This is a genomic window from Rhizobium leguminosarum (assembly GCF_002953715.1).
Classification (GTDB): Bacteria; Pseudomonadota; Alphaproteobacteria; order Rhizobiales; family Rhizobiaceae; genus Rhizobium; species Rhizobium leguminosarum_V.
The window spans coordinates 4683915-4697148 of the sequence record NZ_CP025012.1; the positions used below are offsets into that span (position 1 = coordinate 4683915).

General features: G+C 61.4%; 9 protein-coding genes and 1 pseudogene. 2 read left to right on the forward strand and 8 right to left on the reverse strand.

Annotation, left to right across the window (positions count from 1 at the left end; genetic code table 11):
• Window positions 1-62: 62 nt before the first annotated feature.
• Window positions 63-479: a MarR family winged helix-turn-helix transcriptional regulator gene (locus tag CUJ84_RS23135; RefSeq protein ID WP_003544385.1), complete on the reverse strand. Its 417-nt coding sequence runs from the start codon at window positions 477-479 to the stop codon at window positions 63-65.
• Window positions 480-1024: 545 nt separating this feature from the next.
• Here CUJ84_RS23135 and polA point away from each other — a divergent pair.
• Both polA and CUJ84_RS23150 read left to right on the forward strand, forming a co-directional pair.
• Entirely contained in the window at window positions 1025-4024 is a 3000-nt protein-coding gene (gene polA, locus CUJ84_RS23145; protein ID WP_105007862.1) for a DNA polymerase I, read from the forward strand.
• A 275-nt stretch (window positions 4025-4299) separates the two neighbouring features.
• Window positions 4300-6645, forward strand: a complete 2346-nt coding sequence (locus CUJ84_RS23150; protein ID WP_105007863.1) for a DNA translocase FtsK — start codon at window positions 4300-4302, stop codon at window positions 6643-6645.
• A 35-nt stretch (window positions 6646-6680) separates the two neighbouring features.
• On the opposite strand, the pseudogene CUJ84_RS23155 reads toward CUJ84_RS23150, so the two are convergent.
• The 7 genes and pseudogenes from CUJ84_RS23155 to phnD form a co-directional block, all read right to left on the reverse strand.
• Window positions 6681-7185 (reverse strand): annotated as a pseudogene (locus CUJ84_RS23155) (GrpB family protein).
• Window positions 7186-7208: 23 nt separating this feature from the next.
• Window positions 7209-7805, reverse strand: a complete 597-nt coding sequence (phnN, locus tag CUJ84_RS23160) for a phosphonate metabolism protein/1,5-bisphosphokinase (PRPP-forming) PhnN (RefSeq protein ID WP_105007864.1) — start codon at window positions 7803-7805, stop codon at window positions 7209-7211.
• Window positions 7802-8941, reverse strand: a complete 1140-nt coding sequence (locus CUJ84_RS23165; protein WP_105007865.1) for an alpha-D-ribose 1-methylphosphonate 5-triphosphate diphosphatase — start codon at window positions 8939-8941, stop codon at window positions 7802-7804. The genes phnN and CUJ84_RS23165 overlap by 4 nt, the downstream gene beginning before the upstream one ends.
• 13 nt (window positions 8942-8954) lie before the next feature.
• Entirely contained in the window at window positions 8955-9650 is a 696-nt protein-coding gene (locus CUJ84_RS23170) for a DUF1045 domain-containing protein (RefSeq protein WP_105007866.1), read from the reverse strand.
• 140 nt (window positions 9651-9790) lie between these two features.
• Window positions 9791-11134, reverse strand: coding sequence for a phosphonate ABC transporter, permease protein PhnE (gene phnE, locus CUJ84_RS23175; RefSeq protein WP_105007867.1), 1344 nt, complete (start codon window positions 11132-11134; stop codon window positions 9791-9793).
• 7 nt (window positions 11135-11141) lie between these two features.
• Window positions 11142-12101, reverse strand: a complete 960-nt coding sequence (gene phnE / locus CUJ84_RS23180; RefSeq protein ID WP_105007868.1) for a phosphonate ABC transporter, permease protein PhnE — start codon at window positions 12099-12101, stop codon at window positions 11142-11144.
• Between the two features lie 171 nt (window positions 12102-12272).
• Window positions 12273-13178, reverse strand: a complete 906-nt coding sequence (gene phnD / locus CUJ84_RS23185) for a phosphonate ABC transporter substrate-binding protein (RefSeq protein WP_105007869.1) — start codon at window positions 13176-13178, stop codon at window positions 12273-12275.
• Between the last annotated feature and the right edge of the window lie 56 nt (window positions 13179-13234).

Sequence of the window (13234 nt, forward strand, 5' to 3'; positions counted from 1 at the left end):
CTCTTGGACTGCTGCATAATTTTATCCTTAAATCGATTCCGATTTAAGGAATTATGCAGTGGTCAGAGCGCCTTGGCGTTTTCCAGAAGCCGGCGGATATATTCAAGCGTCAGCTCGCGCTCGAAAACCCGAAAACCTTTGAACAGCGCAAGGTCGGCCTCCCGCGCCGTCTCAATCGCCTCGGCCTCCATGGCGCGCGCCCTCGGCGTCAGGAAGAGCAGTTGCGCCCGCTTGTCGGACGGATGCGGCCGGCGTTCGATCAGCCCGTCGCGGACCATGCGCGAAAGCGTATTGGCCATGGTCGCCTGCTCGATATCGACCCGCTCGAGAAGCTGTTTCTGGGTCAGCCCGTCCTCGGCCCAGAGTTCCAGCAGAATGGGGAACTGGCCCGGAGAAAAACCAAGCCCGACCGCGCGCTGGTGCAGCGAGCGGGCAAAACCCTTCGCCAGCTGGCTGGCAAGGTAGGCTCCCGAATCCATGCGGTTAAATCCCATGATTGCAAGTTAGGCTCAAAACCATGCCGGAGACAATGCAGCAAATCGCATACGATGCTCCTAAACATGCAAGCCGTGATGATAATTGCGAGGGCCTGGAAAAAACAAAAGTCGCCATGGCCTGGAGGTTGGCCATGGCGACTTTAAAGTGGGGACAAAGGCCCGGAGAGGGGGATAAGGCCTTTGTCCAAGCCTGACGCGGCGGGGGACAAGCCGGTAACCAGACCCGCGGCGCGATCAAGCGCCGGTGACATGGATTTGTGCCTCAGAATGTGGTTTTTCAAGGGAGGGCCATCGTTACAAATCGGTAACAGTTTGGTGAGCCGGAATCCCGGCTGCACGATTCCCGGAATCGGAATCGATTGAAGGATAAAATTATGCAGCAACGCCAAGTGCTCAGCGTCCTTTGCGCGTCCGAAAAGACGCGCGGCGCTGTGTGACGCTCCGAACGCCATAATCCTTTTTACGCGCCGAACTTTATGCCGATCTCTATATGGACCTCGTCCCATGCCCGCGCTATCCATGCACGCATGAAAAAAGGCGATCACCTCTTCCTAGTCGATGGTTCCGGATTCATCTTCCGGGCGTTTCATGCATTGCCGCCGCTGACCCGCAAGACCGACGGCCTGCCGATCGGCGCCGTTTCCGGTTTCTGCAACATGCTGTGGAAGCTGCTGAGGGATGCGCGCAATACCGATGTCGGCGCGACGCCGACACATCTTGCCGTCATCTTCGATTATTCCGCCAGGACGTTTCGCAAGGATCTCTACGACGCCTACAAGGCGAACCGCTCCGCCCCGCCGGAAGAGCTCATCCCGCAATTCGGCCTTATAAGACAGGCGACCCGCGCCTTCAATCTGCCCTGCATCGAGACGGAAGGCTTCGAGGCCGACGACATCATCGCCACCTATGCCCGCCAGGCCGAAGCGACCGGCGCCGATGTCACCATCGTCTCCTCCGACAAGGATCTGATGCAGCTCGTCAGCCCCAATGTCCATATGTATGACAGCATGAAGGACAAGCAGATCGGCATTCCCGATGTCATCGAGAAATGGGGTGTGCCGCCGGAAAAGATGATCGACCTGCAGGCGATGACCGGTGATTCTGTCGACAACGTTCCCGGCATTCCGGGCATCGGCCCGAAAACCGCCGCCCAGCTGCTCGAGGAATACGGCGATCTCGACACGTTGCTCGAACGCGCCACCGAGATCAAGCAGGTCAAACGCCGCGAGACGATCCTCGCCAATATCGACATGGCCAGGCTCTCGCGCGACCTCGTGCGGCTGCGCACCGATGTGCCGCTCGATCTCGATCTCGACGCGCTGGTGCTGGAACCGCAGAACGGTCCGAAGCTGATCGGCTTCCTGAAGACGATGGAATTCACCACGCTGACGCGCCGCGTCGCCGAAGCCTGCGATTGTGATGCCGGCGCCATCGAACCGGCGATCGTCCGCATCGAATGGGGTGAGACGGCCCGCGGCCCGGATCTCGATGCGGCGGAGCCCGAGCCTGTTGCCGGCGGCATCCCTGACGTCTCGGGCGAATCCGTGCCGGTGCCGCCGCGTGCGAAAGCGAAGAGCGCGGTCGAAGGCGCCTTTTCGCCCGCCGATCTTGCCAAGGCACGGGCCGAGGCCTTTGCGACGCTGCCCTTCGATCATTCGGCCTATGTCACGATCCGCGATCTGGCGACACTCGACCGCTGGATCGCCGAGGCGCGCGCGACCGGCCTCGTTGCTTTCGATACCGAGACCACGTCGCTGGATGCGATGCAGGCCGAGCTTGTCGGCTTTTCGCTGGCGATCGCCGACAATACGGCCGATCCCACCGGCACGAAGATCCGCGCCGCCTATGTGCCGCTCGTCCACAAGAACGGCGTCGGCGATCTGCTCGGCGGCGGCCTTGCCGAAAACCAGATCCCTATGGGCGATGCCCTGCCACGGCTGAAGGCATTGCTGGAAGACGAATCGGTTCTCAAGGTCGCCCAGAACCTGAAATACGACTACCTGCTAATGAAGCGCTATGGCATCGAGACCAGGAGTTTCGACGACACGATGCTGATCTCCTACGTGCTCGACGCCGGCACCGGCGCGCATGGCATGGACCCGCTCTCGGAAAAATTTCTCGGCCATACCCCGATTCCCTACAAGGACGTGGCGGGTAGCGGCAAGGCGAACGTCACCTTCGATCTGGTTGATATCGACCGCGCCACCCACTATGCCGCCGAAGATGCCGACGTCACGCTGCGCCTCTGGCTGGTGCTGAAGCCACGGCTGGCGGCGGCAGGGCTGACCAGCGTCTATGAACGGCTGGAGCGGCCGCTATTGCCCGTACTGGCGCGCATGGAAGCGCGCGGCATCACCGTCGACCGGCAGATCCTGTCGCGGCTCTCCGGCGAGCTGGCCCAGAGTGCAGCAAGGCTGGAGGACGAGATCTACGTGCTGGCCGGCGAACGTTTCAACATCGGCTCGCCGAAGCAGCTGGGCGATATCCTGTTCGGCAAGATGGGCCTTTCCGGCGGCAGCAAGACGAAGACAGGGCAATGGTCCACCTCCGCCCAGGTGCTCGAGGATCTGGCCGCCGCCGGTTTCGAATTGCCGCGCAAGATTGTCGACTGGCGCCAGGTCACCAAGCTGAAATCCACCTATACCGACGCGCTTCCGGGTTACGTTCACCCCGAGACAAAGCGGGTCCACACCTCCTACTCGCTGGCATCGACCACCACGGGGCGCCTGTCCTCGTCCGAGCCGAACCTGCAGAACATTCCGGTACGCACCGCAGAAGGCCGCAAGATCCGCACCGCCTTCATCTCGACGCCTGGCCACAAGCTGATCTCTGCCGACTACAGCCAGATCGAACTGCGCGTGCTTGCCCATGTGGCCGAGATCCCGCAACTGACCAAGGCCTTCGAAGATGGCGTCGACATCCACGCCATGACGGCATCGGAAATGTTCGGCGTGCCGGTGGAAGGCATGCCGGGCGAGGTGCGCCGCCGCGCCAAGGCGATCAATTTCGGCATCATCTACGGCATCTCGGCCTTCGGCCTCGCCAATCAGCTTTCGATCGAGCGTTCGGAAGCCGGTGACTACATCAAGAAGTATTTCGAGCGTTTCCCCGGCATCCGCGACTATATGGAAAGCCGAAAGGCCATGGCGCGCGACAAGGGTTATGTCGAAACGATCTTCGGTCGCCGCATTAACTATCCCGAAATCCGCTCGTCCAATCCATCCGTGCGCGCCTTCAACGAGCGTGCGGCGATCAATGCGCCGATCCAGGGTTCGGCTGCCGACGTCATCCGCCGGGCGATGATCAAGATAGAGCCGGCGCTTGTTGAAGTCGGCCTTGCCGATCGCGTCCGCATGCTGCTGCAGGTGCACGACGAACTCATCTTCGAAGTCGAGGACCAGGATGTCGAAAAGGCGATGCCGGTCATCGTCTCGGTCATGGAAAACGCCACCATGCCGGCGCTGGAAATGCGCGTGCCGCTGAGGGTCGACGCACGCGCCGCCACCAATTGGGACGAGGCGCACTAAAGCATGTCGCGCAAAACTGTGCAGCGGTTTTGCGACAACGACCTGCGTGGAAATAAAGCCTAAGGCGCGGGGAGCGAATCGAAAAGATTGCGACGCGCTTCAGAGCGCCTCCCCAAAATTGGCAAAGATTTTTCTCACTGCCAGAACTCATTGAAAGTGCAGCGATTTATCCCAAGGGATCGTATCGGAACGATACGGCAGGAAGGAACTTATTAACCTTCCTTTTCTATCCCGGTAGGGTCGTAATTTGCAAAGCATGAGTGAGTAGCGGACGCATGCGTTTTCCCAGAACCAATTTGACGGATGCCGGAGATTTTTCCAGCGAGATTGAAACGGACCTTCCGGCGGAAAACCCAGGGGAGAAGCCGGCGCCACCCATCTGGCAGAGCAACTTTTCCCTCGCGCCGAATGTCCGTTTCACTCGCACGCCGGAAACGCTGATCAGCAGGCGGCGCGCGCCGGATGAGCCCGTTCGCGATGATTCGCAGATTGGACAGCAGGCGATACGGATTGAGCCGGTCGCCGTCGACGTGCCGTTCGATATCTATCTGCCAGAGCCGGACGAAATTTCCCCAGCACCGCAGAGGGTCGAACGGCAGCAGTCACCGTTGCCTGACGAGCCCGGCGCGCCGGCTTTCCGTGCCGCAGCCGAGCTTTCCTCCATTTCGGATTTCGCCTTCTGGGAAGTCATGGCCTTCGAAGAGGCGCCGGTTCGCGCGCCCGCCTTGATCTCGTTCCCGAAGACCGAGACCTCGCCCGAGTCGATCACGTCGCTGTTCCGGGTCATGGAATGGCGTCCTGGCCGGCCGGCTCCCGCTCCCGTCATATCCCGCCCAGTCGCGCAGCCCGCTGCGATGATCTCCGCAAAGGTCGCCGTGCGCCCTGCGGCCGCCCCGTCCCTGGAAAGGCCCAGGCGCATCGCTGTCGAGGCACCGGTCATGCCAGCCCCTCAGGCGGCGCCAACCTCTCGGGTCGCGCCAGCCCCTCAAATTGCATCAGCACCTCAGGCAGCACCAGTGCCGCAGCGCACACCGCCGGTCGCCGCGGTTCTGCCGTCTCCGCGCTTGGCCGCGAGGCCTGAAAGGATCGACGCATCCGGCTATGAATTCCCACCGCGTGCCCTGCTGCAGGAACCGCCGGAACGCCTCGGCGAGATCATGTCGCAGGAGACGCTGGAGCAGAATGCCGGGCTTTTGGAAAGCGTCCTGGAAGATTTCGGCATCAAGGGCGAAATCATCCATGTCCGTCCCGGTCCTGTCGTCACCCTCTATGAATTCGAGCCGGCGCCGGGCGTGAAATCGTCGCGCGTCATCGGCCTTGCCGATGATATCGCCCGCTCGATGTCGGCGCTTTCGGCCCGTGTTGCCGTCGTCCCCGGCCGCAACGTCATCGGCATCGAATTGCCGAATGTCACGCGTGAAACCGTCTATTTCCGCGAGATGATCGAAAGCCAGGATTTCGAGAAGAGTGGTTACAAGCTGGCGCTCGGCCTCGGCAAGACCATCGGCGGCGAGCCTGTCATTGCCGAACTCGCCAAGATGCCGCATCTGCTCGTTGCCGGCACCACCGGCTCCGGCAAATCGGTCGCGATCAACACAATGATCCTGTCGCTGCTCTACCGCATGACACCGGAACAGTGCCGGCTGATCATGGTCGACCCGAAGATGCTCGAACTTTCCGTCTATGACGGCATCCCGCATCTGCTGACGCCCGTCGTCACCGATCCGAAGAAGGCAGTGATGGCGCTGAAATGGGCCGTGCGCGAAATGGAGGAGCGCTATCGCAAGATGTCGCGCCTCGGCGTGCGCAATATCGATGGCTATAACGACCGCATGGCACAGGCCCGCGAAAAGGGCGAGACCATCCATGTCATGGTCCAGGTCGGCTTCGACAAGGGCACCGGCACTCCGATCGAGGAAAGCCAGGCGCTGGACCTGACGCCGATGCCTTATATCGTTGTCATCGTCGACGAGATGGCCGACCTGATGATGGTCGCCGGCAAGGACATCGAAGGGGCAATCCAGCGCCTCGCCCAGATGGCCCGCGCCGCCGGCATCCATCTGATCATGGCGACACAGCGTCCGTCGGTCGACGTCATCACCGGCACCATCAAGGCAAACTTCCCGACACGCATCTCCTTCCAGGTGACCTCGAAGATCGACAGCCGCACCATTCTCGGCGAACAGGGCGCCGAGCAGTTGCTCGGTCAGGGGGATATGCTGCACATGCAGGGCGGCGGGCGGATTTCCCGCGTCCACGGTCCTTTCGTTTCGGATGTCGAAGTGGAAAAGGTTGTCGCCCATCTGAAAACCCAGGGCCGCCCGGAATATCTCGACACCGTCACCGCCGACGAGGAGGAAGAGACGGAAGAGGAAGAAGCCGGCGCCGTCTTCGACAAGAGCGCCATGGCCTCGGAGGATGGCAACGAGCTTTACGAGCAGGCGGTCAAGGTCGTCATGCGCGACAAGAAGTGCTCGACATCCTACATCCAGCGCCGCCTCGGCATCGGCTACAACCGTGCCGCCTCATTGGTGGAACGCATGGAAAAGGAAGGTCTTGTCGGCCCGGCCAACCATGTCGGCAAGCGCGAGATCGTCTCGGGGCGGGGCGATAGCGATTAATCGGTAGTGGCATGGAGTGCGCTGCGCACTCCATTTCATGTCCTCAAGGCAGCCAGCCGAAACCGTCTCGCTGACAAAAGCGGTCTTTCCGCCGGTGTAAAAATCCCAATCGCCGCCTGCCTCCGCAGCCAGCCGGCGTTTCAGCTCGGCATAGGCCTTGGCTCTCTCGGGGTGAACCCTGAGATGATCGCGAAACAGAATGCGGTCTCGATGCGCGCGATTATTGGGTCCGCAAAGATAGAGCTTGAAGCCATAAGCGTGATGATCGCGGGTGAAAGCCCATCGTTGCTCTCCAGTATCGCCGTGGAAGACGAAATCGGCAGCGCGCACCACCTCGATCGCCGTCGGTAGGAACTCGTCGGATATCGTCACGGCATCAAGGTCGATCTTCGGCTTGGCCGCCAGGCCAGGCACTGATGTGCTGCCGATATGATCGATGGAAAGCAGGCGGTCACCGAGCAGGATCGAGATCTCGGCGCTGATTTCGGCAAACAGCCGGGGCCAGCAAGGATCGTAGTCGACCACTTTGATGGCCCGCATGGCCTTCCTTCCTGCCGATCTTGTCAATGCGCCTTGGTCAGCAATCCGTCGAGGATCTCGATCATCTTCTGCTCGGCCTCTTCGAGCGAGCCGCTATTGTCGAGCTCCACCACGTCATATTCGCCACGCACGGTCAGCGGTCCGCGGGCGAGCCGGGCCATGATATCCTCATGCGTCTCGCGTCCGCGCGCCTCCAGCCGGCCGGCGAGCACCTCGGGGCGGGCGGTGACGTTGATGACTTTCAGCCGCGGGAAGGCGGCCTGGAAGCGATGAAGTGCCGAGCGCGAGCCGTTGGCGACGACGACATGGCCTCTCGACAGCGCCACCGAGACCTCGGCCGGAATACCGTATCTCAGGCCGTGCGCCTCCCACCAGACGGCGAAGGAGCCTGATTGCTCCATGGCGGCAAACCCTTCGAGGGAGACGGAAAGATGATCTTCGCCGCCGGCGTCGCGGTGGCGGGTGATGACGCGGCGGACGAAATGCACGTTCTCTCGGCCGACAAAACGCCGGGCGGCGAGATTCATCAACGTATCCTTGCCAGCACCGCTCGGGCCGACGACAACCACCATGATGCCGCGCTCGGCTCCGGCTCCTGCGTGGGGTTCGTGCGGCATCATGCGACACGGCGTCCCTGGCGCCAGACGGAGCGTGTCACCGGCACGCCGTGCGAACGATGGACGCGGACAAGATCGGCGCGCAGCCCGGTTGCGATCCGGCCGCGATCGTCGAGGCTGACGGTGCGGGCGGGCGTCGACGTCACCATGGCGATCGCCTTCGGCAGGCTGATGCTCTCTACCTCATCGGCGAGGATGAAGGGCGCATGCAGCAGGCTGAGCGGCACGTAGTCGGAGGAAAGCACGTCGAGCACGCCCATTTCGGCAAGGTCGCGGGCGGCGATATTGCCTGAGTGGGATTTGCCGCGCACGATGTTCGGCGCGCCCATCAGCACGCTCATGCCATGTCCGTGCGACGCCCGGGCGGCGTCGAAGCTGGTTGGAAATTCGGCCAGGCGCACCCCGTTGTCGATCGCCTCGTCGACATGGGAGAGCGTCGCGTCGTCATGGCTTGCCACGGTGATGCCGCGCTCGGCGCAGACCTTGGCGATGGCGTTGCGATGCGGCGTCGAATTGCGCGCCGATTCTGCCTGTCGCTTGGCGACGAAACGGGCGAAGGCCTCGTCGCTCAGGCCCCGCTTCTTCTGGTAGTAGAAGATATATTGGTCCATCGTCTGGAACTGACGCTGGCCAGGCGCATGGTCCATCAGCGAGACGAGCCGCACATGCCGGTCGTTTTCGAAATCAGCGAAATGTTCGAGCACGTTGTCGGCCGAGACCTCGCAGCGTAGGTGGAGCAAGTGCTCGGCGCGCAGCCTGCCTTCCTTCTCCGCCGACTGGATGGCGTCCGCCATCTCGCGCATCTCGCCATGTTCGAAGCCGCCATCCTCGTCCGCACCCATGCGCAGGCAGTCGAACACCGTGGTGATGCCTGACGTGACGATCTGGGCGTCATGCGCCTGGACTGCGGCGGTCTTGTTCCAGCGAATGCCGGGACGCGGCTGATAATGCCCTTCGAGATGATCGGTGTGCAGCTCGACAAGGCCCGGGATGACGTAGTCGCCTTCGAAATCTTCGCCGGCTACCGAGTTACCCTCGGAGATGTCGGCAATCTTCCCGTCGCGGATGAGGATCGAGCCTGAGAGGATGTCATCCTCGAGAACGATGCGGGCGTTGGAAAACACGGTCTCTTTGCTCATGTCGTCAGGTCTTTCAGCTTTTGGCGCCGGCAAGCGGCAGCCAGGAATGAATTTTGAACGGGGCACCGCGCGTCTCCTCGATGAAGACGGCAAGGCCGGAAATCGAAAGCGGCCTGCCGGTGAAATCGGCAAAACGCTCGGTCAGGATCGCTTTCATCGCCTGAGCACGTGTCTCGGGCACTTGGCCGCTCAGCGTCATGTGAAAGCCGAAATCCTCCATGACGTAAGGATAACCCCAGCGCTGCAGATGGGCGCGCTGGCTGTCGCTGAGCTTCTCCGGATTGCGCCGCGCCATATCGGCCTCGGAAAGCGCTGCGCGGAACGGTTCGAAGGACCTTACCACCTTCGCGGCGAAATCCTGAAGAGGTTGATGAAGCGAACCGGGAACGAGGGCAAAAAAACGGCCGAGCTGGCCGAGCACGAGCTCAGGAATCTCGAAGGCTTGCGTGCGCTGGGCAAAATCCTCGGCAACGGTCATGAGATCCCTCTCGGTGACCGAGGAGGCGAGGGAAAAGGGCGCCTTGATCGTGGCGTGAAAGCCGTAGCGGCGCGGGTCGGCGGTCAGCTCGAACTGTTCTGCCGCACCAAGTTGCCCATATTCCGGCGCAGGGTAGGTCTCGCCGGTGAAAGCATTGCGGCCGAGCCAGAGCGAGGCCGCGCCGGTCAGGGGATCATCCTTCGGCGGCGAGAAATAGAGAGCGTAGCGCAAGGCTTTTATCCTGGAGATCGTCCAAACGGGGAGGGCACTGTGCAGTGATTTGGCGGCGAACCGCAAGCAGGATCCCGGCTAAAAGATTTCCGTGACAGAATGATGATGGCGGCAACGCCGCCACTGCGTTGACGGATGGATCAGTGGGCTTTCGTGCCCATCAGCCGGTGGCGCAGCGCGTTCGAGGCGGTGTCGAAAATGAAGACGACGATCAGGATCAGAATGACCATGTAGGCGACGTTTTCCCAGTTGGCATTGGTGCGCATGGCCTCCCACAGTTTGAGGCCGATGCCGCCGGCGCCGACGGCGCCGATAATGGTCGCGCCGCGCACGTTCGATTCCCATTGGTAGAGCGTCTGGCTGACGAAGACGGGAACGATCTGCGGCATAATGCCGTAACGATGAACGAGCACGGTCTGAGCGCCTGTTGATTTGATGCCTTCCCGCGGCTTGTTGTCGATATTCTCGAGACCTTCGGAATAGAGTTTGCCGAGCGTGCCGGTCTCGGTGAGGAAGATCGCGCCGCTGCCGGCAAGCGGGCCGGGTCCGAAGGCGCGCGTCAGGAACAGCGCCCAGATCAGCATATCGACGGAGCGCAGAAAATCGAAGAAGCGCTTCAGGACCTGGTTCAGCAGGCGGTTCGGCGTGATGTTGCGCGCTGCCAGGAAGGCGAGCGGAAAGGCGGTAAGCGCGCCGAGCAGCGTTCCGAGGAACGCCATGACGATCGTCTGGAAAAGCTTGGTCCAGACGTCGCCGTGCTGCCATTCGCTGTTGTTCCAGATATCGTCGAAGGCGAGCGACAGGTTGGATTGGTCGGGCTTGATGCGCGGACCGGAGACGATGAGGCTGACGACCTCGCCGACCGGCTTGTCGAAGAAGGATGATTGCGTGTCGAAGATGAAATTCGCCCAGCCGATGAAACGTTTGCGGATCTTCACCCGGTCGACGGATATGCTGACATTGCCGGCAAAGCCCAGATCCGCCAGCACGTTGTCGTCATAGACCGTCATCCAGCCGGGTACCGGTCCGACGACTTTCGGCGCACCGCTCGAAACTTCCACCGGGACGCTGACGTCATGCGCGGTCACGATCGTCTCGCTCTTCGAGACGGTGACGCTGCGGCTGGTGCCGCTGACCGAAACGGTGATGCTGCCGTCGGGATTGTTGACCAGCCAGTCCGGATGTGGATTGTCGCCGAGCGGCGAGAAGCGCGGATAGCGGATATCGATCGAGCCGTCATCCTCGATACGGAATTCCGGCTGAACGTCGTAGCTCACCCATTGGCTGAGATAGATGCCGACGCGCTCCCAATGGGCTTCGGCAAAAAGCTTGGGCAGGTCGAAGAACCAGACGGCATAGAGGCTGTAGAGCAGCGTCGCGACGAGGATCATCAACCCGCCGAAACGCTGGCGGAACGACCGGTGGAAATATTCCGGATAGCGCGTTTCTATCTCATGCATGCGGTTTGCGTCGATCACCGTCATGGCGGCCTCAATGTTGCAGGAGGAAGGCGTGCTCGCCGACCAGGCGGCGGCGCAGCCATGCGGAGAACTGGTCGACGGCGACGATCGTCACGAACAGCAGCAGAACGAGCGCTACCGTCTTGGCGCCGAAGCCGCGCGAAATCGAAAGCTTCAGCTCCTCGCCGATGCCGCCGCCGCCGACGGCGCCGATGATCGTCGAGGCGCGCACGTTGATCTCAAGGCGCAGCAGCGCATAGGAGGTGAAATTCGGCAGCACTTGCGGCAGGGCGGCAAAGCGCACGCGCTCCCACCAGTTGGCGCCGACGGCTTTCATGCCCTCGTGAGGCTTCATGTCGATATTTTCGGCCACCTCGTAGAAGAGTTTGCCGAGCGCGCCGATCGTGTGCAGGGTGATGGCGATGATGGCGGCGACCGGCCCGATCGACAGGATCGCCGAAAACAGCCCGGCAATGACGATTTCAGGGAAGGCGCGCAGGAACTCCATCAGCCGCTTGGTGAAGATGCGCAACGGCCATGAATTCGTCAGGTTGCGCGCGGCAAAGAAGCTCAAGGGGACGGCAAAGAGGAAGGCGATGATGGTCGAGATCAGCGCCACGTTGATCGTGACGATCATCAGCTCGAAATATTCGGGAATGTAGAAGGCACCCCAGACATAGACGCGGCCTTTGTCGAAATTGAATTCCTCGCCGCCCTTGTCGTTGACGCTCGCTATATCAAACAACGCGCGCCACACGTCGTGCCAATCCTTGGGGATGAGCCAGCTCAGAAAGTCGAAGAGATGCGGCAGCCGCTCGAAGAAATGGCCGGCATTGCTCTCGTCGGCGAAGCGGACGGAGCTGACGAAAGCCGCAATCAGGATAACCAGGCCGAGGATGGTATAGAAGCGGCGCTTGGCGACCATCCGCTCCCAGGCGGTGCCGATCTCCTTGGCGCTCTGCATGTGCGGCTGTGTATCGGCAATAGTCATCAACGCCTCGCCTACTTCATAATTCTATCCTCAAATCGGAATCGATTTGAGGATAGAATTATGCAGCAATTCAAAGTGCTGCAGCGTCCTTTGCGCGTCTAGGACGCGCGGCGCTGTAGTCAAAAGATAGAGGGCGGCCGTTGCCGGCCGCCCCCATTCGAAACGGCTCGATCAGCCGCCGATGGCAGCTTTACGGACGTCGACGACGGCATTGTAGAAGTCGTGCTTCACGGGGGCGTAACCCTTGTAGTCGCCGCCTTCGATAGCTGCGAAGCACTTGTGATCCTTTTCCGGCAGAGCCGTGAAGAAGGCTGCAAGCTTCGTCTGCCACTCTTCGCCGAGAGCGTTGCGAACGACGAGCGGGCCGTTCGGGATCAGCGGCGAACGCCATACTTCGACCAGCTTGTTCGGATCGACGGCGCCCTTGTCGACTTCCTTGCGGAAGGTGCCGGAGGTGTAACCGTCCTTGAAGTCGCCGATGCCCGAGCTGTCATCGACGGCAATATCGACCTTGCCGTCATAAGCAGCGAGAAGGTTGTTCTCGTGGCCGCCGTTGAACTGGGTCGAGGCGAAGAACTTGTCGTTCGGTGCGCCGGTGTCCTTCGGGATCTGCGTCAGCGGAACGAGGTAGCCCGAGGTGGAATCCGGATCGGCGTAGCCGAGCTTCTTGCCCTTGGCGTCCTTGATGGACTTGATGCCGGAGGACTTCAGAGCGAGGCCGATCGAGTAATAACCCGTCGAGCCGTCCTTCTGCTGCGTCGTCAGGATCGGCGTGACAGCCTTCGAATCCTTGATGTAGACGGCGGCATAGCCGGAGGCGCCGAGTTCGGCGAAGTCGAGCGTGCCACCGAGCAGGCCCTGGATCACGCCGTCATAGTCGGCGGCCGGGAAGAGCGAAACCTTCTCGAAGCCGAATTCCTGCTTCAGGTGGTCGGCAAGGCAGGCATAGTTGCGCAGGCGGTCGGTTTCGTTTTCGCCGCCGAGGATGCCGATGCGGAATTCCTTGAGATCTGTAGCATTGGCAGCGCCGGCGAGCGCGAAGAGCGCCGTTGCCGCAAAGAGTGCTTTCTTCAACATGTTCTCTCCTATTGACCGGTGTCCCCGGCCTTCCCGTTACGAAGAAGTGTGCCCTT

Bases quoted from the DNA above. Each gene is read 5' to 3' on its own strand.
- phnD (WP_105007869.1), bottom strand. From the start codon at position 13,178: ATGTTGAAGAAAGCACTCTTTGCGGCAACGGCGCTCTTCGCGCTCGCC.
- phnN (WP_105007864.1), bottom strand. From the start codon at position 7,805: ATGATGCCGCACGAACCCCACGCAGGAGCCGGAGCCGAGCGCGGCATC.
- phnE (WP_105007867.1), bottom strand. From the start codon at position 11,134: ATGACGGTGATCGACGCAAACCGCATGCATGAGATAGAAACGCGCTAT.
- phnE (WP_105007868.1), bottom strand. From the start codon at position 12,101: ATGACTATTGCCGATACACAGCCGCACATGCAGAGCGCCAAGGAGATC.
- CUJ84_RS23135 (WP_003544385.1), bottom strand. From the start codon at position 479: ATGGATTCGGGAGCCTACCTTGCCAGCCAGCTGGCGAAGGGTTTTGCC.
- CUJ84_RS23150 (WP_105007863.1), top strand. From the start codon at position 4,300: ATGCGTTTTCCCAGAACCAATTTGACGGATGCCGGAGATTTTTCCAGC.
- CUJ84_RS23165 (WP_105007865.1), bottom strand. From the start codon at position 8,941: ATGAGCAAAGAGACCGTGTTTTCCAACGCCCGCATCGTTCTCGAGGAT.
- polA (WP_105007862.1), top strand. From the start codon at position 1,025: ATGAAAAAAGGCGATCACCTCTTCCTAGTCGATGGTTCCGGATTCATC.